This is a genomic window from Muricomes intestini (genome assembly GCF_004346165.1).
Lineage (GTDB): Bacteria > Bacillota > Clostridia > Lachnospirales > Lachnospiraceae > Muricomes > Muricomes intestini.
Genome location: NZ_SLZZ01000008.1, coordinates 1 through 20,464 on the forward strand (window position 1 = coordinate 1; position 20,464 = coordinate 20,464).

The following is a 20,464-nucleotide window of genomic DNA, read 5'->3' on the forward strand; positions in this document are numbered from 1 at the left end:
TCCATATGCTCCAGGCATTGGAAAAATAAGAAATAGAAAAAAGAGTGATTTCTTGAAATTAACACTTGACAAGAGGTCACTTCATAACAGAAAGGTATCGCTGTACCAATAGCAGCCACCGCTGCAATTGTACCGAATAACGGTGCATCAATAAATGTTGTCACTACAAGAACCGCTGTGGGAACAATTGCCAGTATCGCCATTACAGGCCCGCCAGGCATTGTCCATGTTGGATGATAGTTCGCTTTCTTTCTCACCTTAAACCATGTACAGAAACAAAGGGCATTTCGGATCAGGCAAATTAATGTGAAATATCCAAGCAGGGTCTGAAGTGTTGAGAAAAATACAAGTACAATCGCAAATGCACTCTGCCACAGCATCGAAACATAGGGTGTCTTCCATACCGGATGAACCTTTCCCCATGACTTCCACCAATATCCTTCCGTTGCACATTTATACTCCATACGTGCCTGGAACATAATCAGGGATGATAGTGAGCCTGTAACAACAACGACTGCCAGAATTGCCGCAATTGTTCCGGCAGATTTTCCAATAAAAGGCACATTTTCGAATGCAGTAGCAACCGGAGCACTGGACGCAGCCAATGTAGAGACATCACTGAGTCCGACAGCTGCTGATGAAAGTCCCGTGTAAAGCAGAGTTACCAAAAGTACAGTACCAATCAATGCAATCGGCAGATTGCGGTGGGGATTTTTAATCTCCCCGGCCATCGTGCCGCAAGTCTGCATGCCATCATAGGACCAGGTGGTCGCCGCAATACCAGGCAGGAACGACATCACACCCGGGCTCACACCTGCGACTGCCGGAGCACTGTAGTTTGAGCCTGTGACGAAGAACAGACCAACCACTACAAGAAGAATAAATGGAACAATCTTAATACTAGTAATGACATTCTGGAATTTTGCCCCTGCATCCATCTTAATCATATGCAGAAGTGTAAATCCGACAATCAAAATGATAGAAACTGCACGGATTATGCCTGTAGACCAGCCCGTAAAATAGGCAAGGTAATTGGCCACAGTGAGCGCCATAATGGCAATACCCACAGGGTCTGTCGCCCAAAAACAGGACCAGCCTCCAAAGAATGATAAGAAATTCCATCCTGCCTCCCGGAAGTATACAACAAAAAGGCCATCCTCCGGATAAGCTGTCATCAGCTCTGTATAGCATAAGTTCTGTGGAATCATAATAATTCCGCCAATTAAAAAGGCCAATATTGTCAGCACCGGTGTGCCGGCTGTCCCCGCAACCACTCCCACTGAAGTAAAAATACCTGACCCTACTGTAGTGCCAACTCCTAAGACAAGCGCCGCCATCAGGCCCAGCTTACGGGCCAGCTCTTTTTCCCCTCCCATTTGTGTCCGGGGAACCTTCGGTTTATCTTTTGACATAACACACTCTCCTTCCTTAAATGAAATATCCCTAAAATCAATAAGTTCGCCTTAACAGGTCTTGTTTTGTATAATATTTCATTAACTTGTTTATTTCAATAGTTTTTTGTAAAACTTTGTTTTTTCTACATTTTCAACAAAATCGGCATTCATCTTTTGTATATATTTTCCACCATACATTTTTATTTTGTGCATATTTTATATATAATATTATCTTGCACACTTTCAATTGTATTATTTTGTCAAATATATTCCATGTTATCCTTTTTTTGTATATTGTTGTTTATTATTCACATGTGATTTGTAAAACATTAATAAGATATAGGTTTTTATAGTTAAATATATGTCATAAAGTTGTAATTTCACAATATATGTGGTATATTATTTTTACATCTTGTATATTCTTTTTTAAAGTATAGAGAAAGGAGAGTTTTAACATGGAAAAGGCTTACTTTATGGGAATTGATACCGGCACAAATTCTAGTAAGGGGGTATTAATTGATGAGAGCGGCAGCGTTATCTGTGAACATGCGACGGATCATGAGATGACCAATCCTGCTCCAGGTCATTACGAGCATGATGCCGTCAAAGACTGGTGGGGAGATTTCTGCATTATCAGTAAGGCGCTTATTAAAAAATCAGGTACTAAGCCTTCTGACATTAAAGCAGTGGGCCTAAGTGCCCTGGGTGCCGACTGCCTGCCTGTGGATGAGAATTGCCGGCCGCTTCGCAAGGCGATTCTGTACGGAATCGATGCACGTGCCACAGATGAAATGGCACAGCTCACGGAAATGTATGGAGAAGAACAGATTAGAAAATGGTACGGGCGCCCCCTTTGTTCCAGCGATGTTATGCCTAAGATTCTCTGGATCAAGAACAAGGAACCTGAAGTTTATGCAAAGACACACAAGTTTCTGACCGGTTCCAGTTTTATTGCTGCAAAATTAACTGAAAATTACGTCGTCGACCGGTTTCTTGGTCTGGCGAGCTTTAACCCGCTTTATTTTAACGATGGCACACCGAATCCCGAGACCTGTGCGCCCATCTGCCGCCCAGATCAGCTTGCCCAGGTGAGGGAAGCCAATGACATAGCCGGATATGTCACCGGGACTGCTGCCAGAGAAACCGGATTAGCCGCCGGAACTCCAGTCATTGTGGGCACAGATGATTCCGGAGCCGAAGCAATCAGCACCGGTGTTGTGGCACCGGGAAAAATGATGATACAATTTGGTTCTTCAATTTACATGATATTGGGGACCAAAAATTTAGTAGATGACGAACGGCTCTGGAGGGAAGAATTTATTGTTCCGGGTTTATGTGACATTTCTGCCGGGACAAACACAGCCGGATCCTTAACTAAATGGTACCGTGATAACTTCTTTGCGGATGCCATGGATTCAGAAAAAGCCGGAGGCCCGGATGCATATCAAACTATGATGCTGGGCATTGATGAAATCGCCCCGGGAAGTGGTGGACTGATTACACTTCCATATTTTGCAGGAGAAAGGACTCCGATTAACGATCCAAAAGCCAAAGGTATCCTGTTCGGTCTCACGCTGGGACATACACGCCGGCATATGTACCGCAGTGCCTTAGAGTCCATTGGTTACTCCGTAAATCAACAACTTATGCTTATGTTGAATCATAACATCCCTATTGATCAGATTTTTGCAGTCGGCGGCGGGGTTAAGAATGAACTCTGGATGCAGATTGTCGCAGATATCATTGGCAGGGAACTTAGTACCCCCGCTATTACAGTAGGTGCCAGTTTCGGTGATGCCCTTATGGCAGCATCCGGAATCAAGTATCCCGGATTTGAATCTTTCGCAGAACTTACGAATTTTATCAAGCCGGGCAAAACCTATATTCCGAATATAGAGAATCATGAAGCATACAAAAAATATCAGGCTATCTATGATGCTCTTTATCCTGTCACAGCAGACCTGATGCATCAGCTTGACAACACCTGCCTGTAATATACATATTTTTACCCGTCTCTTAAGTCAATAAACCAACATTAGAATAACCACAAATGAGGATGCTGCAAAATGAGTTTTTACATTCTGCAGCATCCTCAAAATAAATAAGTTTCTATTTATCCTGTGCTTTTCAACTATGTAGTTTGATGTTGAACGAGCTCTTATCACTCCTGATAAAAGAACGGCTATATGCGATTACCCTCCCGTTACTGTCCCGATGGTCGCAGGTCAGCATAATCAAAGCAACTCCATCCGGAACGTCAAGCATTTTTCTGAGTTTTGGCAGGCCCCTTATGATTTCCATAGTCTGCTGCATACTGGCAAGTTCCACCCCATAAAAGGCAAAAATGTCCTTTATCGAAAAAACAGAAGAATTTACCGCTTCCAATTCAGGCAGTACTTCCTGTGGAACAAAGATTTCCTCTGAAGAAAGGGGCTGCCCTTTAATAGTTGTAAAATGGCGCATATAAAAAATCAAATCATCCGGCTCAATATCAAAATAATTTGCATATTTATTTCCGGCCGGGCGAAGTGTCTTCGTCTGTTCCTTTACCGATGCATGCTTTTGTTCCGGGAAGACTGTGTTGACAAACCCACCATATCCTTCCAGGGATTCTTCATATTTATCCCCCACAACAAAGACTCCCTTGCCCTGAACTCTCTGGAGAACACCTTCATTGACCAAGGCCTCCACCGCATTGCGCACCGTGAGACGATTAATGCCGAAGGTTTCAGCAAGCTTATTTTCCGATGGTATCGCACTCCCAGGCAGATATTCCCCCTCTTCTATTCTGCTGCGCACAATTTCACGGAGCTGCAGATAAATTGGCATGCGGTAATCCAGCTCTCCGTCTGGCCTTTCGTTAGAACCTTCATTCTTTTCCTCTAATTCCAAACTTGTTCCCATAGTTCCCCTACTTTTACTCCTTGTTAATTACACTCACGAATTTAAACTGATCCGAACGGAACAGCTGTTTATAATATGTCACCGGCACTCCCTTCTCGTCTTTGACTACACCGGATGTAAAAAACAGAGGTGTGTCAGGCTCAATCTCAAACAGCTCTGCCTCATGTTCACTTGCATAGGTCACACTAATATTTTCCTCACCCGATTTCTGTTTCTTGTGGTAAATATTCTTTAATATATAATCCATAGATGTTTTCTCATTATAATATTCATCAAAATCCGGATATTGCTGGCCATCAATATATGTAGTCTCCAAAATACAGGGAACATAATCCACCTTGCGGAGCCTGATATATTCATGGACTTTCCTGCCCAGCGGGATCTTGAGCTTTCTTGAAATTTGCTTGGTGGCCTCGATCACCCGGGCACTGATAATCTTTTTTGACAAAAAGCTTCCCTGCTGGCGCAGTTCCCCGATCATAGAATCAACCCCCACCATATTGCGGTTCTTTTTGGGCACAGCCACATAAACGCCGGAGCCCCGCACCCTATACAAGACCCCCCAGCTCACCAATGTATCCACTGCCTGTCTGAGCGTAGAACGGCTCACGCCCCACATTTCGCATAAATCTCTCTCCGATGGTATTCTGGTATTCGCAGTAAGCCGGTTCACAACAATAAAATCTTCCAGTCTTTCAATGGCCTCTGTCCCTGGCGGTATATGATAATCCATCTGTATCACCTCTTAACAAATAAAATAACTATAACCTTTAAGTACTAACACGGTCTTGTTTTAGTTTATCATGAATTTTTAAATTTAACAATCAAATATCATTACAAAGTCTTGACTTTTATACATGGAGTGCTATTCTTATGTTATAATTGTATGTGTTTCTTTATACTTATTTGTTTTAAAATTGTAAATGGAGGTGTTATTATGTCAATTATCACAATGGGGCAGATAGCTGTCATGAGTGTACAGTATGTTCACTATACTTTTGATTATTATCTGGATTCTATGAAGCGCTGCAATGTACAGAACATTGATCTCTGGGGTGGTTCACCGCATTATTGCAGGCTCGACTATGCCACAAGTGCGGCTGCTGCGCGAAAAATTCGTGAAATGCGCCGTAAAGCAGAATCTCTCGGTATGAAAATTGTAATTTATACACCTGAAACATTAGGCTACCCCTACAGCATCAGCGCACCGGAGCAGAATATCCGTGACCGCACTTTAGACTACTTTGATCTGGCTATGGATGATACTTTAGAAATGGGCACAAACCGGCTGTTTATCAATAGCGGCTGCAGCCCCTTAGATATTCCCCGTGAAGAGGGCTGGAAGCGTGCCGTTGAAAGCATCCGCAAGATTTGCGATATGGCAGAAAAGCGTGGCATTGTTATGCTGCTGGAGCAGCTTCAGCCCTATGAGAGCAACCTGCTCACCAATCTGCCCCAGATGAGTGCCATGCTAAAAGAAGTAAACAGCCCGGCGCTCAAAACCTGTGTAGATCTGGTAGCAATGGAAGTTGCCGGAGAACATCTGGAGGACTACTATCAGGAATTAGGTGAAGATGTGATTCAGTTTATCCATTATGCAGATGGGAATCCCTCTGGGCACTATATCCTGGGAGATGGGAATCTGCCATTAAAGGAATACATCCAGACTCTGGAAAAGCATAATTATACAGGGATTGTTGATCTGGAAATTAATGATTCTATCTATTGGGACGATCCTCATACCTCTGTCCAGCGTTCTGTAGAATACTTAAGACAATTTCTTCCCGAGCATCCCTAAGATGCAGACGCTCCGTCAAATAAACTCCCACTGTTATTTTGCAGCAGTGGGAGTTTTTAATTGAGCACTCTCAGTCCGTTTCGATGGGCTGTCCCAACTGGAAGCCGGTTCCTCCGCCGTCAATGGCGATTTTGGCCCCGTTAATCATACCGGCCTCATCACTTGCCAAAAATACTACTACCTCAGCAACATCCCTGGGATATACAATCCGACCGAGAGGTGTAAAATATCCCTCATCCTTTGTAATATCCTCATCCTCCCGGAAGATTAAGGGCGTTGCCACTGCAGCAGGATGGATGGTGTTAGAGCGGACGTTCTGTTTACAAAATTCAGCTGCAGCTACTTGTGAAAGCATCGTAATCGCCGCTTTGCTGGCTCCGTAGGCTGCATGATTCACAAACCCCTTTGTCGCCGCATCCGATGCGGCATTAATAATTGAGCCACCGCCACTTTCTGCCATCAAGGGTGCAATATACTTAATCCCCAAAAAAGGACCCGTAGTGTTTACAGCCATCACTCTCTCAAATTCCTCCAGGGAAAGCTCTGTATAAGGTTTGCATACCGTGATGCCTGCATTGTTAAAAAAGGCATCCAGTTTCCCATACTTTTCCCGCACAGTATCCACTGCCCGCTTCCAATCTACTTCTTTCCGCACATCTAACTGCAGAGTCATAAATTTGCCTTCCAGAGTTTTTGCGGCCTCCTTAAGCATATCTTCGTTGATGTCACAGAGAATCACCTCCGCGCCCTCCCTCAGAAAACATTTTGTAGTTTCAAGCCCAATTCCGCTTGCAGCTCCGGTTATTAATGCTATCTTTCCCTTTAAACGCATAGTAAGACCTCCTTGTCAGTTTGTCTGTTCCTTAATGCTACCATACTTCCTTTTTCCACTTGCTGCTGTCGTACCTCTCGGCAGGTTTTTTCTCTTCTGCCTCTTTTATCACACCAATAGCGGCCATGCCGATGATATGGATGTCCTGTGGGATTCCCAATATATCCTTTACCTTTTTCGTCTCCTCTTCACTCTCACAAAGTCCCAGCCATACAGCCCCAAGTCCCAGGGCATGCGCTGCCAGCAGCATATTTTCCAACGCTGCTGAGCAACTGTTTATTTCAAGCTCCGCCGCCATATCGGTCATAACAGAAGGGTCAGCACACATAACAGTCAGCACTGCTGCCTTATCCAGCATTTTCCACCATCTTCCAATCTCCCTGACTGCCAGACGCTGTTCCTCATTTTCCACTGTCAGAATCCTCCATGGCTTACGGTCATGGGCCGAGGGCGCCGCCATTGCCGCCCTCACAATTTGCTCAAGCTGACCTCCTCTTAGTTTCTCACCTGTAAACTTCCGGACAGTTCTCCGATTTAAAATCCCTTCTAACAGTTCCATCCTCTATTCCTCCTTTTTTGAATATGTATCAGCGGGCCTTAAGCCAATTTCCCCGCAGATATACAATAGTTGAACAAAGACAGCGGCAACCTGTATCAGCTATCATGCACAGCCAGACTACAGTCAGCCCTTGTTTAAAGACAAATATACAAATCCATGAAAATAATAAGCGGACCCCCCACATTGAAAAAAGTGAGGTAAAAAACGGTACTTTCGTATACCCCGCACCATTATATATTCCTTCACAGATAATCACAACTGCAAAAACCGGCTCCGACAACGCCACCAGTCTCAGTACCCTTGCCCCCATGCGCACTACCTTCAGATCCGGAGTAAACAGTTTCATCATGGCCTCTGCTCCAAAAAATAGGAGTGCACCTCCGATTGTCATGATTATTACAGCACAACAGGCACTCAGTTTGCTGATCCTTCTAACTCTCTCCTCATCTTTCTCACCAAGTGCATTTCCTATCAGAGTAGAGACTGCTGCCTGCATCCCATAGCCTGGAATATAAAATGCCTGCTCTGCAGTCAGCGCAATGGTATGCGCCGCCAGGCAAACTGTTCCCAGGCTCGTCACAAAGGCTGTAAACACCACATGCCCCAGAGACACAAAGATTCTTTCAAAAGCCACAGGAAGGCCTATCTTAACGCAGGAGAGCATGGTCTCCCGGTCAAAGCGTATTTTTTCTTTATTGATGCCCAACTCCTGATTTGTGAGGAAAACTTCAGCCATCAACATTCCGCCAACGCTAAAAGAAATCGCAGTGGCCGTTGCCGCTCCCTCAACGCCAAAGTTGGCTCCCCATATATGAAGCTTCGTGTTGCCCAGAAGAACTGTTCGCGACGGGTAAATCAATAGAAAGTTAAGAAGTAGATGCAGAACATTTATCCCAATATTAATCCACATCGGCTTTTTCACTTCTCTTACCGCTCTGAGTCCTGCACCTAAAATCAGAACGCCTGCCCGAAAAATCATTGGTATACTGACAATTAGATAATAGTGGGACGCCGTCCTGCGGATAGCCGTCCCGGCACCCAATATATTGGGAATCACCGGGCTTATACCCACCATCAGTATACCCTCAGCCAGCCCGACTATTCCTGTCAGCCATACTGCCTGCATGGCAACTTTTTTTATCCTCTCCTTGTCCCCTTCCCCGGACGCCTGGGCAATATTTGCCAGAACCCCGACCCCCATCGAATATAAAGGGGCATTCGACAGCCACACCATTGTCGAGGTCACGCCGACTGAGGCCGAAGCTTCTGCCCCCAAATGGCCGACCATAGCAGTATCTACATACTGAACAACCGTCATCAAAAATTGCTCAATGACGGTCGGCAATGCCAGTGTTAATAACAAACGCAGCTCATTTCTGCTTTCGCTGTTTTCCTTCATCCAGCACCCTTCTTTTTTAATTTGCAGCCCCGTATCCTCCCATACTAAGGCTGCCCGTAATATCCTCTGGGCATGTCTTCCGCTTCAATCTGCTGCGGTGACAGTACTGGAATATCCTTCTTAACTGCCAACGCCGCCAAAAATACTTGACAAGTTTCTTCCAAATATACAGCTGCACTAAGTGCCTGCTCTATACAGTTTCCAAATGTAATAGCTCCATGCTGTTTTAATATAACGGCCCGTGCTTTTCCCACGTATTCCACCGCTGAAATTCCCATACCAACATCGCTGCTTATAGTGAAGGGCGCCACCAATACTTTGGCATGTATCTCATCCACCATCGTCGTAGAAATCACCGGCAGTTCATCTGCAACAAGACTTACTGCAACCGCCTGAGGCTGATGTGTATGAAGAACAACGTTCACCTCCGGCATATGCTGAAAGATATACAAAATAGCCCGCAGATCACTGGTAGGACGGCGTGATCCCTCCACAGTGTTTCCTTCTGTATTTACAAGTACGATATCGTCCGGAGTCATCGCATCATAAGACATGGCAGAAGGCGTTACCAGGAATGTACCGTGCCCCATCCGTCTGCTGGCATTTCCGCCGGAAAGTGTTACAAGCCCATGACTTTCCATCTGCTGTGCACACTCAATTAATTCCTGCCGTTCCTTCTCATACTGCATTTGAATCACGCTCCTTTTCATATCCTCTACCCAGCTCTAAAAGCTGCACATACGTATCTACTGGATTTTCCGAGCCAAATACCGCACGCCCAAGTACAACGCCATCCGCTCCGGCATCAACTACGCTCCGCAAATTTGACTTATTTACACCGCCATCCACCCAGATTTTTGTGTGCTCTTCTAATTTAAGTCTAGCTTCCGAAAGCTTCTTTAACACGCCCCTGCGAAAAGGCAGTCCATCCACATCTGCCTCACAGGAAACCAAAATCAACTGGTCAAGCTGATCCGCATATGGTTCTATATAAGCTATGGGTGTCTTTATATTCAGCGCCAGTCCTGCTTTTTTGCCGTAACGGTGTACACTGCTCAGAAACAAGCTGGGAAAATCCAAAACTTCCACATGCGCACATATTAATTCCACCCCGGCTCTGGCCAGAGGGGCTACATAATCCATCGGGTTAAGAACCTCCAGATGGGCATCAAGAGGGATATCTGTACATTCTGCCACTCCCTCGATGACATCCATCCCAAAACTGATTCCTCTGACAAAATTCCCGTCGTCCACATCAAGATGGAGATGCTCAAATCCTTCCAGTGATCTTAATACCTGCCGAATATTCAATAAGTCTGCCGAATAGAGAGACGGACTGATCGTAAACATAACTCTTCTCCTTACAGCCGCTCTGCAAGCAAATCTACTGCCCCCAGTGCGGCTTCATATCGCTTAAATTTTTCTGCATAAACCGAACCATATTCGGGCCGAGGCGTATATGTTTTCCCTATATGGACCATATGTGCCGCCGCATCCTCAAGATCCGCAAAAATACCACAGGCAACACCTGCTCCCATCGCAGCGCCCTTTGCTCCCGGTTCCCCGTCTTCCAGAGTCTCAATCGGAATCTGAAGAACATCACTCATCATCTGTGACCATACTTCACTGTTGGACACACCGCCCGAGAGTCTTGCCTTCGTATAAGATTCTATGGGCCGTTTCAAATTATATACATGATGTGTACTTGAAAATACAACTCCCTCATAAACCGCACGCAGCATCGCTCCTCTGTCATCACCGCCAGTCAGATTTAAAAAGGCCCCATGGGCATCCGGGTGTGTTGCACTTCCAAAAAGATAGGGGACAAAAATGACCTTACTATCCTCTGGTTTTGTGGACTCCACAAAACCGTTGCATTCATCATAAATTTGATTCATAGCCTTTTCCGGCCTGTCCGGGTGCAATAACGTCTTAATGAACCAATTAAAATTGCTCGCCGAAGTTGGCGTGGAATCCTCCATGATATAGTAATCTTTCAAATAACTTAATGTTACCGTATTCTGTTTATGTTTCATATCCCTCGGCGCATCTTTGCTTAAATATTCATTAATAGACCATGTCCCTGCAATCAGACAAAGTTCGTTTTCCGATAAAACACCGCTCGCCAGCGCATTTGCATCAATGTCAAAATATCCGGCTGCCACCGGAACCCCTGCTGCCAACCCTGTTTCCCGGGCCGCCGCCTCTGTGACATATCCGCTTACCTCAGTGCTTTCTAAAATTGGAGGCATTTTTCCATAACAGCCTTCAATGCCAAATGCCTCAAACAAAAACGGATCGTATTTTCTTGTATCCAAATTCACCAGACACCCTGAAGATGCATCTGTAATTTCACCGGCCAGTGCCCCTGTAAGACGAAGCCTGATAAAATCCTTCAGCGAAAGAACCCAACGGGTTTTCTCCAACACCTCCGGTTTGTGGTCGCGAAACCACGGAAGCAATGCTGCCGGCTGAGCCCCCCAGGTTGTCTGGAGAGTATACGGGAAAACTTTTTCTTCAATACCGCTCTCCTTAAACCGGCGGCAATAATCACCGGCACGATCATCGGTTGAAACGATCACCGGATATACTGCCTGAAACTGTTCGTCTATCAGCACCATACCATTCCCATAGCCTGTCAAACCCACGGCTGCCACTGAATCCCCGGATATATCAGCTTCCTTCAAAGCCTCCTGTATCACAGATACATTCGCCCGCCAGACTGCATCCGCATTTCGCTCAGTAAATCCCGGCTCCGGAATATTCATAGGCACCTGAGTGCCCGCAACCGCAATTTCACGGCCCTTCAAATCAAAAACTGCACACTTAATATCACTTCCGCCATTATCCACTCCGATTAAATATTGTTCCATACACATTCCTTTCTCATGATAGCGGAATATCAAATTTGTGGTCTAACATTTTAGAAATAATCTCGGCAACCGCATCATGGTTATTATCATTTTCTGTGATATAATCTGCTTCAGCTTTTACCGGTTCCAGTGAATTTGCCACAGCAATTCCCACAGCCGCATGCTGCAGCATATCGATATCATTATAATAATTGCCGGCTGTTATAATATCCTCGTGGCGGATTCCAAGGTGTTCTGCCAATATCTGAATTCCTTCCCACTTAGAAATACCTGCCGCCATAATATCAATACAGCCTGGCTCAGAATTCACATAATACACTTGTGGGAGAAACGCATCTATATACTCTGCCACACCATCCCAGTCCCGTGTGGCCATAAACCCTTCCAAACCATTCTGCCAGTCTGTCTCATTTAGCGAGCCTATGATCTCCGGTATAACTCCGACATCCTTTGCATACTCCATAGTTTCCTCTGTCATGCATGTGACCTGCCAGGTCAGACCGCTGCATATCTGCAGTTGTAAACCCTGATTCAGACAGTAGGTTATCAAACTTTTACACACTTCCGGAGTTATGAGTTTATTATAAAGTATATTCTTATCATGGCAGCGCAGTATTTTTCCTCCCGTGTTCAAAATGTGATAATCAACACCCCACTGTTCTTCACCCATAGTTAACATATCAATATCTCTCCGCCCTGACACGAATGCAATGATATGCCCCAGAGCCCTTGCTCTTGCAATTGCCTCTCTGCTGAGTTTCCCCATGCTGTAATCATCGCATACCGCTGTTCCGTCCAAATCCATGGCTAACAGTTTTCGTCTCATAGCCTTTACCTTTCCTGCCGGGCTTATAAGGTTTCACGATACTTATAAACAACATCCATAAACTCTTTCACACGGTTTACATCGACGCGGTTCTCAAACACGCCACCGGCCTTAAATGTAGTTCCCACGACTGCCGCATCCGCTGTAGAAAGCTTCCGCTCAACAGTATTCACGCGGCACCCCGTGTTGCACAGAACAACAATGTCCTCGTTGGCCTCTTTTACACTTGCTATCAGTGCATCATCTACATCCTGTCCCGCTGCATTTGCAGAAATGCACAGCCCATCCGGAGCCGCCTTTGCAATGGTAGATTTAGCAATATCTGAAAGAGGTCTTATATCCAGATTTCTGTCAGATTCCGGATTGATAAAATAAAGCATTTTTAGCTTATCTAGATGCAGAGCAGCTTTTCTGCGGAGCAAATGGCTGAAATCATTATCATATAAGCCCCCATCACCCACATAGACGCCGCTGAATGTACCGCGGACATACTGCGCCTTCACTGCTGCCGCCAATTCTAGACATGCCTGGCCGTCGCTGATCGCATCAACTCCAAAGGGAACCTTTATTTCCGATCGCAGACATCCTATTACATAAGCCATCGCCGCAGGGGTCACCATGTCCATCTTCCTCTGGTAAGGCAAACTGAATTCATTGCTGAATATAATCCCGTCTACACCGCCTTCCTGAAGTGCATGCAGATCAGCCCCTGCATGTTCAACTACCATGTCCATATCACCGTCATGCTTAAACATCGGATCCCCCGGAAGCGCGTCTAAATGCAGCATTGCAATAATAGGTTTTTTTACACCAAACATTTCCTCCGTCCACAGCATAATTCTTTCTCCTTTCCACTACATAACTTTTATTTTTTTAAAACATTTTTATGGTTATAATTATAGCACTTGAATACATATTGTCAATAATATCTTTCAGTCTCCATTAATCCAAATAAAAAGAAAATTTGTCACTGCGAATATAGCATTTCCCGTATTCGACAGTACATTCATAAGTGTCAATTGTAGGCAATTTTGCATACATGGCCTGGATTGAATCTGTAACTAAAAAAATTACATTTGCAGCAATGATAGGCGAGCCACAAATAATTGGATAAACAAAAAGGGGATTCATATGGAAAATTATAATACATTTCAAAAATATAAGGAGATTTTATTTAAGAATGAATGCGCACGGGGATACCAGCGTTCGTGATTTAGAAACAGGCTACATATATGTTTCCGGCAGCCCTTCCTGGTGTTTTCAACGAAATTTATTGGATGCAAGGGGTTGGGAGCGTTTCATTACTAACACTGAAGAGGAAATCTTTGTTCCTTGGAGCGAACCATGGTGCGGTATGTGTAGGAAAAACATTGGATGACGCTTTTTCCAAAGTTGCCTGGATGGAACAGGCCTGTGAAAAAGCATACTATACTTTACTTGCAGCAAAAAAACAATAAAAGGTGGGTTATAATACAATGCGTAAAGATTTGAATTTGATTGTCATGCTGACTTGGCATGATGTGACAGTAGCCAATGCCAAAGATATTTTCCTGGAAAGTAAGGGTTTTCTGGCATCTGATTGGGGATTTAAAGTAGCCGGAAGATGCGGTGCAGATCATTTACTTGGCACCATATATTACAAAAGTGTCCAGGAAGTGTGCCAGGAATACAATATGAGCTACTCTGCTTTTGTAGCTTTGGATGAAGATACAAGGATGCGGGCACCAATTGCGGATGTGGTTTCATCAGCGAAGGAGGCCGAAAAAAGAGGTGTCACAGGTATTTGTCTGTCTGCATTCAGATATTTAGGGGACGAACCAGAGGAGCTTTTGCTCGCGGTTGATAAAGCGGTAACTGCTCCCTTTTATATTGCAGGCAGCGTTAATAGTTACGAGCGTATTGATTGTCTTAAAACTTTGGCAAAATTACGCGGCTTTACTATTGGTGGCGCATTTTTCAAAAAAAATTTTGCACCATTCGCAGGAATACGAATTGATAAAGCCTTTGCCATGGATTCATCGGCAGAAACAATTGTCTTTTTGGATGAAAAAATGGAACCTCTCAATAATTTTTATGTTTGGTTAGACAGCCGTGCCGAAGAAGAGGCCGTTGAGATCAATACCCATTTTATAGCTTCGGAAATTGTAAACACTACCGGTCAGACCCCAATTGATCCGGTATATCCCGCAGCTAAAATTTTATGGTTTCGCAAAAACAAACCAGACCTATTTAAAAAAATCCAAATGATGTTTATGTGTGATGACTATATTCTTTGGAAAATGAGTGGCCAAATGATAAGTCATGGCTCTAGTTGGTGTACTTCTTATTTGTGGGATATCACGAAAAAGGAGTGGTGGCCGGATATGGGTATGGTGCCTTTTATTCAATTAATGATACAGCACTAGAATTTGCTAAAACAGATAACGTGTATATACCCAATGCCCATAACCGGAAAGTATACGATCAGTTATTGAAGAAATATGATTTGTTTATTGAATGCACTAAAGGCCATACCAAGGAACTCTCAAAAAGCTACCAGTGCATAGAAAACCTAAAAAACAATATTTTAAAAGTGTGGGGCTGCCGCGATACAAAAGCTTTTTCGCGGCAGCCCCACAGTCTGCTTTTAATATTCAAACTGGCGGTAATAGCGGCGGATCACCATAGGATGCCTGAACTCCTTCTCCAGGTGTACATCAACCCGGTTATTTACCGCATGCATTACTAAATGTGATACAGAGCCCCTGAATTCTTCGCTGATGCCCTTTAGCTCATATTCTTTGGAATCAATAATTGTATAGTTTTTACAGATCCTGGGGAGGAATTTGCTCACCCGCTCTGCCAGAGGTCTTTGCTCGTCCTCACCCATAAACAATGTCACCGGGGTTTCAGCTTCAATAATTTCTAATGTGCCATGCAGGAATTCAATGGCCGAAACAGATTTGGTTCTGATCCACAGCTGTTCTTCCCAGTAGCACATAGCGTATGAATAGGTTGCTCCCCACTGATTGCCGGCTCCGATGAAATAATACGGCATATCCGGATGTTCTTTTACATATTCGTAAATTTCCTTGGCATATTCTGCAGCCCATTCATCCGCACTCTTTTCTACTTCTACCAGTGCCTGGGGCAGAAACCTTTCCATTTCTTCATTGTAACACTCATATTCCGGAAACTCCCCATTATTGTGCATCAAACGGTTTGCTACCATATAAAACTTCAGTTGTTCATTTTCGGGATAAGAAACGCAGTCATCGCAAAATTCATGCAGCGGCGTATTCGGTTTGTCAATAAACCCAAATACATAGGCTCCTATTTCTTTTACTTTCTTTATTGCGCTTACCATCTCTGCGGTACTCCCGGTAACAGATGAAAAAATCACAACAGACTTATCAGTGAGGCGCTTATTGCCTGTAGTCAAAAACTCACCTGCATTTTCTACAAAAACCGGAAGTGTGCTTTTTCCTCTCATGTATACTTCCACCTGCATGCCGGATGCCCAGGTTCCGCCAATTCCCAGAAAATAGATTCCGTCGAACCCTTTGTTCTGTATTTTATCTACAACTTTTTCAATCTCCGGCCTTAGGGCCAACGCACCTTTCACGCTTTCAACTTTTTCATTCTCATCAAATTTTATCATATCAAACCTTCCTTTCATTATGAAAATGAACAGTAAAATTGCACTTATCCACTCTGGTATAAGATTTCGAATACTCAATAACTCTGTCATCTTCATCATAAGTTGTACAGGCAAACAAGAAAACTGTCTGCTCCTTATTAATATCAATGAGGCGTGAATCTGCCTGGGTAAGCCGGGCCAGGTCTAATGTCTGCCATGCTCTCATTGGATTTATCCTATAAAACTTATATATATCAAACATTTGAAATACACTTAAGTCAATTTCCTCTACATTGGGAACCAAAGTATAAGGTATAAAAATTTCCTCAATGGCGATAGGCTCACCATCAGCATAATCCAGTCTCTTTATATAGTAGAGCATCTCCCGTTCATCAATTTCAAAAATGGAAGCATATTTCTTCCCCGCCCGGCGCTGCCCTTTCTGCAGGATTTTCTTTGTAGAACGTACCTCTTTCTCAGCCATCGTCTGAGTAAATCCACCAAGCACTTCCAAATCTCTTTCAATCTGCTTCAGTACATAGACACCTTTCCCCTGTATTCTTTTAAGAAGCCCCTCTTTTACCAGTTCATCAATAGCATTCCGCACTGTAGAACGATTTATTCCATAAATACTCATAAGTTCATGCTCTGAAGGAATCGCCGTGCCCGGTGCATATTCGCCCTCTTCAATTTTTGAGCGGACAGCCTCCCGCAGCTGTACATAAATTGGTGAATTATAATCTACTTCCTGTGTCCTGGACAACGCGTAATCCTCCCTTTCTTTAATTACCATGCTCCTTGATATTCCAGTGTCTGACTGGCATTTGCAGCCCCCATCTTCATACACTCTTCTATCTCTTTATTTTCCAGACATCCCTTTAAAAATCCTGCAATATAACTGTCTCCTGCACCCATACTGTCCACTACATTGCATGGTATAATTCCAAATTTTTTATATTCTCTGCCATTGTATGCCAGGCTTCCCGCTTCACCCAGCGTTGCAATTACCAGCTCAGGGCCTTTTCCATAAAGCTCCTTCATCAGTTCACGTATTTCTTCCGTGTCTCCGTCATCCGACGCAAAAAAGAGATAATTCACATGGGGAATTGCTTCCTTTGCTGCAGGATCATCGGGTCTGGTAGCTGCATCAAATGCTATTTTTGTTCCTTTTTTCCTGATTTCTTCAAAATAACTCTGCACATTTCCCCAGAGTCCTGAAACCACTAAATCCTGACTGCACAAAAACTCAATATCTTCCGGAGTTAATTTAAAATCAGCTAAAACTCCTTCATCATAGTCTCCAAATACACGGTCCCCATCTATCAGTTCTACCTGAGTAATTGCCGTATTCCCTTCCTGTCTGCGCACATGAGAGACATCAACACCTTTTGCTTTGATCGACTCAATCATCAGTTCTCCGTATTTATCGGAGCCTACTACTCCCGTATATGAAGCTTCGCCACCCATCCTGACGAAATACACGGCTACATTTACCGGATTTCCTCCCGGATAGGCTTTTCCCAATTCTTCATAAACATCCATACAATTATCACCGACTGTGGCTATTTTCATTTATTTGTCCTCCATAAAATCCTGGAGAGACTATCCTTGTGTCCTCGTCAATTCGCTTGCAAAACGGATATACTCCGCATTTGTAAGCGATTTAAAACATTCCAAAACAGTATTTGCATCGTCAATCGTAACTCCCGACTGATAGATAACCGGTGCCCCCTGCTCTACCTTCAGGTAACGGGCCTCCTGCTCATCACAGTATGCTATGCTGAGCTTCTCGGAGCCTTCCAGAATATTCACTTTATAATGCTCTTTTAAAATATGGTACAAGGACAGTCTCGCAAAATCATAATCTTCCAGTCCCTCAAATCGTTCTGCATCCAGATGTGTCGTTTCATATATTACCGGAATATCATCCAGGTACCGGAGACGAGTGAGCCTCAACAACTTATGCCCAAGGGGCAGCCTCATCTTCTGTCCGATGTTTTTAGATGTTTCACAAAAGCTGACATCTATTACTTCTGTACTGACCTTGCGGTTCATTTTAACAACAGTGTCATAAAATCCATTTGTATCCTGAAGATTTCGAATGAGCTTTTCTTTTGCCACATAGGTCCCGGAGCCTGTTTTGCTGTATAGTTTTCCTTCCAGTGTCAATTGTTTAATCGCACTTCTCAATGTGGCTCTGTTATAATTCCACATCTTACACATTGCACGTTCTGAGGGAAGTCTGTCATCCTGTTTTAATTGATTCTCTAATATATAATTTTCTATTCTTTCCATCGCCCCTTCCCGGGGCCTCTGATTTTCCAAACTCATGGCAGGTGTCCTTCTAATGTTATAGTCTTCATCTTATAACATCTGCCAAAAAGTGTCAATCCTACTGGGTTTTCCGATTTCTCCTATCCCAGAAATAATATACCGGCAGTCCTGTCACTACTGCCACACCTGCTGAAATGAGTCCCGCTGCAGGTGCCCAGACAAAGGTCGACCAGATAAGTGTTCCTGTCATAATCATTGCCACAGCAACCATAAGGGGTCTTGCTGGCATTCTGTAAGCCGGTTTATAATTATCCTTTTTGCGCAGCACAATAATAGTTCCGAATGTAAGAAAGTTCTTCAATAATGCCACCAAGGTAAAGTATCCCAGCAAATCAGAGAGTGAAGTGGCAAATATTAACACAATCGCTACCATACACTGTACTATAATAGAAAAATAAGGCGTTTCATATTTCGGATGTACTTTTGCAAAAGATTTAAAGAATAATCCATCCTTTGCCATTGCATATTCAATTCTCGGCTGAAACATAATGCAGCTGGACAAAGAGCCGATAACTACAATAACAGCCATAATTGCCACTATTGTGCCCGCATAACTTCCGATAAACGGAATTTTAGATGCCAGCAGAGCAATCGGAGCATCCGAAGCGCTCAATTCATCTACAGTAAGCAAGCCAGATGCAACCAAAGTCAGACACACATAGAGCCCCAAAACAATAAATGCAGTTAAAATCAAGCCCTTCGGCATGTTCTTTTCCGGATTTTTAATCTCACCTGACATATAGCAGGGAGCGGCCATCCCGTCGAAGGACCAGGTTGTAGCGGAAATGCCGGCTAAAAGTGCAGTGATGCCGGTTGCACCGGCCGCTGCAAGGGGGGTGCTTGATAAGAATAAGTCTCCTCTAATAAAGAATGCACCAATACCGATAATTAATACAAAAGGTAGGATTTTTAATACTGTAATAATTGTCTGAAATTTTCCGCCTCCCTCTACAGAGCGCAAATGTACAAACATAAAAATGAGAACGAATACAACTGCCACTAACTTTAATATAAATCCATGTACCGGAATAAAGAATCCAAGATAGTTTGCAATTGCCAGCGCCATGATTGAAATGGACGGCGGGTCCGTTGCCCAGAAGCTGATCCAGCCGCATAAGAACGCTAAGGGCCTTGCACCAGCTTCCCTGAAATATACATATTGCCCTCCGTCTTCCGGGAATGCACTGGCCAATTCTGCATAGCAGAAGTTTGCCGGAATTTGAACGATACCTCCAATTAAAAAGGCCAATACCAAAAACAGACTGCTCCCCGCGGCTCCTGCAACTTCTCCCAATGAAGAGAATATTCCTGAACCGACTGTAGTTCCTACACCTATTGCGATTACCGCTCCCAGCCCAAGCTTTCTCTGTAATTCATTTGTTTTTTGTGCAGGGGTTTGTTCTAAATTGCTCATAATTCTCCCTCCTTTTCCTTTCTTGGATTTTAAGACTCCCGTCTTATATAACTCATACCCTCAGGGTATTGTTACTCTCCCATCACCTGTATTAAAATTGTCCGTTTCGCCGGACCATCAAACTCACAGAAGTAAATCTCCTGAGCCCCGCCTTTTACGATTTCGCCGTCTGCAATTAACATGTGGCAATGATTCCCAGTAAGCAGGGATTTTAAATGTCCCGTTGGGTTTCCCGCTGTCGAGCCATAGTCCTTAAGCATCCGGGCATGGGCGTAAGGATGATCTTCCGGCACAAGCCGCTGTAAGAACTCATTAATATCACTTTCCAGGCATTCCAGAGATTCATTTACCAGGACTCCTGTCGTTGTATGCTTTGACACAACATTGACAACGCCGTTTTTAATTCCACTTTCACGCACTGCCTGTTCCACTTCTTTTGTAATCAAAATCATTTGATTATATTTATTAGTCAGCATTGTGTGTGACACTAATCTAACCATGTCTGGCCTCCT

21 protein-coding genes are annotated in these 20,464 nt (G+C 44.0%); 4 read left to right on the forward strand and 17 right to left on the reverse strand.

What is annotated here, in order from left to right:
- A partial coding sequence (locus EDD59_RS07010; RefSeq protein ID WP_132380367.1) for an amino acid permease occupies window positions 1-1,412 on the reverse strand: 1,412 nt, incomplete at its 3' end.
- Between the two features lie 437 nt (window positions 1,413-1,849).
- On the opposite strand from EDD59_RS07010, the gene EDD59_RS07015 reads away from it, so the two are divergent.
- Window positions 1,850-3,388, forward strand: a complete 1,539-nt coding sequence (locus EDD59_RS07015; protein WP_132380369.1) for an FGGY-family carbohydrate kinase — start codon at window positions 1,850-1,852, stop codon at window positions 3,386-3,388.
- Between the two features lie 133 nt (window positions 3,389-3,521).
- Here the strand turns inward: EDD59_RS07015 and EDD59_RS07020 are convergent, their stop codons facing one another.
- Together EDD59_RS07020 and EDD59_RS07025 are read right to left on the reverse strand one after the other, a co-directional pair.
- Window positions 3,522-4,298, reverse strand: a complete 777-nt coding sequence (locus tag EDD59_RS07020; RefSeq protein WP_132380371.1) for a GntR family transcriptional regulator — start codon at window positions 4,296-4,298, stop codon at window positions 3,522-3,524.
- A 13-nt stretch (window positions 4,299-4,311) separates the two neighbouring features.
- The gene (locus tag EDD59_RS07025) at window positions 4,312-5,031 is read right to left on the reverse strand and encodes a GntR family transcriptional regulator (protein ID WP_132380373.1); all 720 of its coding nucleotides are present in this window, start codon (window positions 5,029-5,031) and stop codon (window positions 4,312-4,314) included.
- Window positions 5,032-5,235: 204 nt separating this feature from the next.
- Between EDD59_RS07025 and EDD59_RS07030 the strand changes: the two genes are divergently transcribed.
- The gene (locus tag EDD59_RS07030; protein WP_132380375.1) at window positions 5,236-6,096 is read left to right on the forward strand and encodes a sugar phosphate isomerase/epimerase family protein; all 861 of its coding nucleotides are present in this window, start codon (window positions 5,236-5,238) and stop codon (window positions 6,094-6,096) included.
- A gap of 70 nt (window positions 6,097-6,166) precedes the next feature.
- Here EDD59_RS07030 and EDD59_RS07035 read toward each other — a convergent pair whose 3' ends face one another.
- The 8 genes from EDD59_RS07035 to EDD59_RS07070 are packed head-to-tail and all read right to left on the reverse strand — an operon-like array spanning window position 6,167 to window position 13,421.
- Window positions 6,167-6,928 (reverse strand): SDR family NAD(P)-dependent oxidoreductase, encoded by a 762-nt coding sequence (locus EDD59_RS07035; protein WP_132380377.1) that lies wholly within the window; start codon window positions 6,926-6,928, stop codon window positions 6,167-6,169.
- A 37-nt stretch (window positions 6,929-6,965) separates the two neighbouring features.
- Window positions 6,966-7,487 (reverse strand): nitroreductase family protein, encoded by a 522-nt coding sequence (locus tag EDD59_RS07040; RefSeq protein WP_132380379.1) that lies wholly within the window; start codon window positions 7,485-7,487, stop codon window positions 6,966-6,968.
- A 28-nt stretch (window positions 7,488-7,515) separates the two neighbouring features.
- On the reverse strand, window positions 7,516-8,886 hold the full coding sequence (locus EDD59_RS07045) for an MATE family efflux transporter (RefSeq protein WP_132380381.1): 1,371 nt from the start codon (window positions 8,884-8,886) through the stop codon (window positions 7,516-7,518).
- 44 nt (window positions 8,887-8,930) lie between these two features.
- On the reverse strand, window positions 8,931-9,575 hold the full coding sequence (locus tag EDD59_RS07050; RefSeq protein ID WP_132380383.1) for a class II aldolase/adducin family protein: 645 nt from the start codon (window positions 9,573-9,575) through the stop codon (window positions 8,931-8,933).
- Window positions 9,565-10,236 (reverse strand): ribulose-phosphate 3-epimerase, encoded by a 672-nt coding sequence (locus EDD59_RS07055; protein WP_132380385.1) that lies wholly within the window; start codon window positions 10,234-10,236, stop codon window positions 9,565-9,567. Before EDD59_RS07055 ends, EDD59_RS07050 begins: the two co-directional genes overlap by 11 nt.
- Before the next feature lie 11 nt (window positions 10,237-10,247).
- Complete coding sequence (locus EDD59_RS07060) at window positions 10,248-11,759, reverse strand: FGGY-family carbohydrate kinase (protein ID WP_165920884.1); 1,512 nt, start codon at window positions 11,757-11,759, stop codon at window positions 10,248-10,250.
- Window positions 11,760-11,772: 13 nt separating this feature from the next.
- Window positions 11,773-12,585, reverse strand: a complete 813-nt coding sequence (locus EDD59_RS07065; RefSeq protein WP_132380389.1) for an HAD family hydrolase — start codon at window positions 12,583-12,585, stop codon at window positions 11,773-11,775.
- Window positions 12,586-12,608: 23 nt separating this feature from the next.
- Window positions 12,609-13,421, reverse strand: a complete 813-nt coding sequence (locus EDD59_RS07070; protein WP_132380391.1) for a BtpA/SgcQ family protein — start codon at window positions 13,419-13,421, stop codon at window positions 12,609-12,611.
- A 441-nt stretch (window positions 13,422-13,862) separates the two neighbouring features.
- On the opposite strand from EDD59_RS07070, the gene EDD59_RS18650 reads away from it, so the two are divergent.
- Both EDD59_RS18650 and EDD59_RS07080 read left to right on the forward strand, forming a co-directional pair.
- Window positions 13,863-14,042, forward strand: coding sequence for a class II aldolase/adducin family protein (locus tag EDD59_RS18650; RefSeq protein WP_408632281.1), 180 nt, complete (start codon window positions 13,863-13,865; stop codon window positions 14,040-14,042).
- A gap of 18 nt (window positions 14,043-14,060) precedes the next feature.
- Entirely contained in the window at window positions 14,061-14,990 is a 930-nt protein-coding gene (locus EDD59_RS07080) for an FGGY family carbohydrate kinase (RefSeq protein WP_132380395.1), read from the forward strand.
- A 221-nt stretch (window positions 14,991-15,211) separates the two neighbouring features.
- Here the strand turns inward: EDD59_RS07080 and EDD59_RS07085 are convergent, their stop codons facing one another.
- The 6 genes from EDD59_RS07085 to EDD59_RS07110 all read right to left on the reverse strand — a co-directional run bounded on the left by EDD59_RS07085 (window position 15,212) and on the right by EDD59_RS07110 (window position 20,452).
- Complete coding sequence (locus EDD59_RS07085; protein WP_132380397.1) at window positions 15,212-16,225, reverse strand: SIS domain-containing protein; 1,014 nt, start codon at window positions 16,223-16,225, stop codon at window positions 15,212-15,214.
- Between the two features lies 1 nt (window position 16,226).
- Window positions 16,227-16,997 carry a GntR family transcriptional regulator gene (locus tag EDD59_RS07090; RefSeq protein ID WP_330571966.1) on the reverse strand — a complete coding sequence of 257 codons (771 nt, stop codon included), beginning with the start codon at window positions 16,995-16,997 and terminating at the stop codon, window positions 16,227-16,229.
- A complete protein-coding gene (gene frlD, locus EDD59_RS07095) occupies window positions 16,991-17,776 on the reverse strand; it encodes a fructoselysine 6-kinase (RefSeq protein ID WP_132380399.1) in 786 nt (261 codons plus the stop codon). The genes EDD59_RS07090 and frlD overlap by 7 nt, the downstream gene beginning before the upstream one ends.
- 30 nt (window positions 17,777-17,806) lie before the next feature.
- On the reverse strand, window positions 17,807-18,535 hold the full coding sequence (locus EDD59_RS07100) for a GntR family transcriptional regulator (RefSeq protein ID WP_132380401.1): 729 nt from the start codon (window positions 18,533-18,535) through the stop codon (window positions 17,807-17,809).
- Window positions 18,536-18,596: 61 nt separating this feature from the next.
- Window positions 18,597-19,952 carry an amino acid permease gene (locus EDD59_RS07105; RefSeq protein WP_132380403.1) on the reverse strand — a complete coding sequence of 452 codons (1,356 nt, stop codon included), beginning with the start codon at window positions 19,950-19,952 and terminating at the stop codon, window positions 18,597-18,599.
- A 71-nt stretch (window positions 19,953-20,023) separates the two neighbouring features.
- The gene (locus EDD59_RS07110) at window positions 20,024-20,452 is read right to left on the reverse strand and encodes a secondary thiamine-phosphate synthase enzyme YjbQ (RefSeq protein WP_132380405.1); all 429 of its coding nucleotides are present in this window, start codon (window positions 20,450-20,452) and stop codon (window positions 20,024-20,026) included.
- Window positions 20,453-20,464 lie beyond the last annotated feature (12 nt).

Coding starts and splice junctions, on each gene's coding strand:
- EDD59_RS07015 (WP_132380369.1), top strand. CDS start 1,850: ATGGAAAAGGCTTACTTTATGGGAATTGATACCGGCACAAATTCTAGT.
- EDD59_RS07020 (WP_132380371.1), bottom strand. CDS start 4,298: ATGGGAACAAGTTTGGAATTAGAGGAAAAGAATGAAGGTTCTAACGAA.
- EDD59_RS07025 (WP_132380373.1), bottom strand. CDS start 5,031: ATGGATTATCATATACCGCCAGGGACAGAGGCCATTGAAAGACTGGAA.
- EDD59_RS07030 (WP_132380375.1), top strand. CDS start 5,236: ATGTCAATTATCACAATGGGGCAGATAGCTGTCATGAGTGTACAGTAT.
- EDD59_RS07035 (WP_132380377.1), bottom strand. CDS start 6,928: ATGCGTTTAAAGGGAAAGATAGCATTAATAACCGGAGCTGCAAGCGGA.
- EDD59_RS07040 (WP_132380379.1), bottom strand. CDS start 7,487: ATGGAACTGTTAGAAGGGATTTTAAATCGGAGAACTGTCCGGAAGTTT.
- EDD59_RS07045 (WP_132380381.1), bottom strand. CDS start 8,886: ATGAAGGAAAACAGCGAAAGCAGAAATGAGCTGCGTTTGTTATTAACA.
- EDD59_RS07050 (WP_132380383.1), bottom strand. CDS start 9,575: ATGCAGTATGAGAAGGAACGGCAGGAATTAATTGAGTGTGCACAGCAG.
- EDD59_RS07055 (WP_132380385.1), bottom strand. CDS start 10,236: ATGTTTACGATCAGTCCGTCTCTCTATTCGGCAGACTTATTGAATATT.
- EDD59_RS07060 (WP_165920884.1), bottom strand. CDS start 11,759: ATGGAACAATATTTAATCGGAGTGGATAATGGCGGAAGTGATATTAAG.
- EDD59_RS07065 (WP_132380389.1), bottom strand. CDS start 12,585: ATGAGACGAAAACTGTTAGCCATGGATTTGGACGGAACAGCGGTATGC.
- EDD59_RS07070 (WP_132380391.1), bottom strand. CDS start 13,421: ATGCTGTGGACGGAGGAAATGTTTGGTGTAAAAAAACCTATTATTGCA.
- EDD59_RS18650 (WP_408632281.1), top strand. CDS start 13,863: ATGCAAGGGGTTGGGAGCGTTTCATTACTAACACTGAAGAGGAAATCT.
- EDD59_RS07080 (WP_132380395.1), top strand. CDS start 14,061: ATGCGTAAAGATTTGAATTTGATTGTCATGCTGACTTGGCATGATGTG.
- EDD59_RS07085 (WP_132380397.1), bottom strand. CDS start 16,225: ATGATAAAATTTGATGAGAATGAAAAAGTTGAAAGCGTGAAAGGTGCG.
- EDD59_RS07090 (WP_330571966.1), bottom strand. CDS start 16,997: ATGGTAATTAAAGAAAGGGAGGATTACGCGTTGTCCAGGACACAGGAA.
- frlD (WP_132380399.1), bottom strand. CDS start 17,776: ATGAAAATAGCCACAGTCGGTGATAATTGTATGGATGTTTATGAAGAA.
- EDD59_RS07100 (WP_132380401.1), bottom strand. CDS start 18,535: ATGAGTTTGGAAAATCAGAGGCCCCGGGAAGGGGCGATGGAAAGAATA.
- EDD59_RS07105 (WP_132380403.1), bottom strand. CDS start 19,952: ATGAGCAATTTAGAACAAACCCCTGCACAAAAAACAAATGAATTACAG.
- EDD59_RS07110 (WP_132380405.1), bottom strand. CDS start 20,452: ATGGTTAGATTAGTGTCACACACAATGCTGACTAATAAATATAATCAA.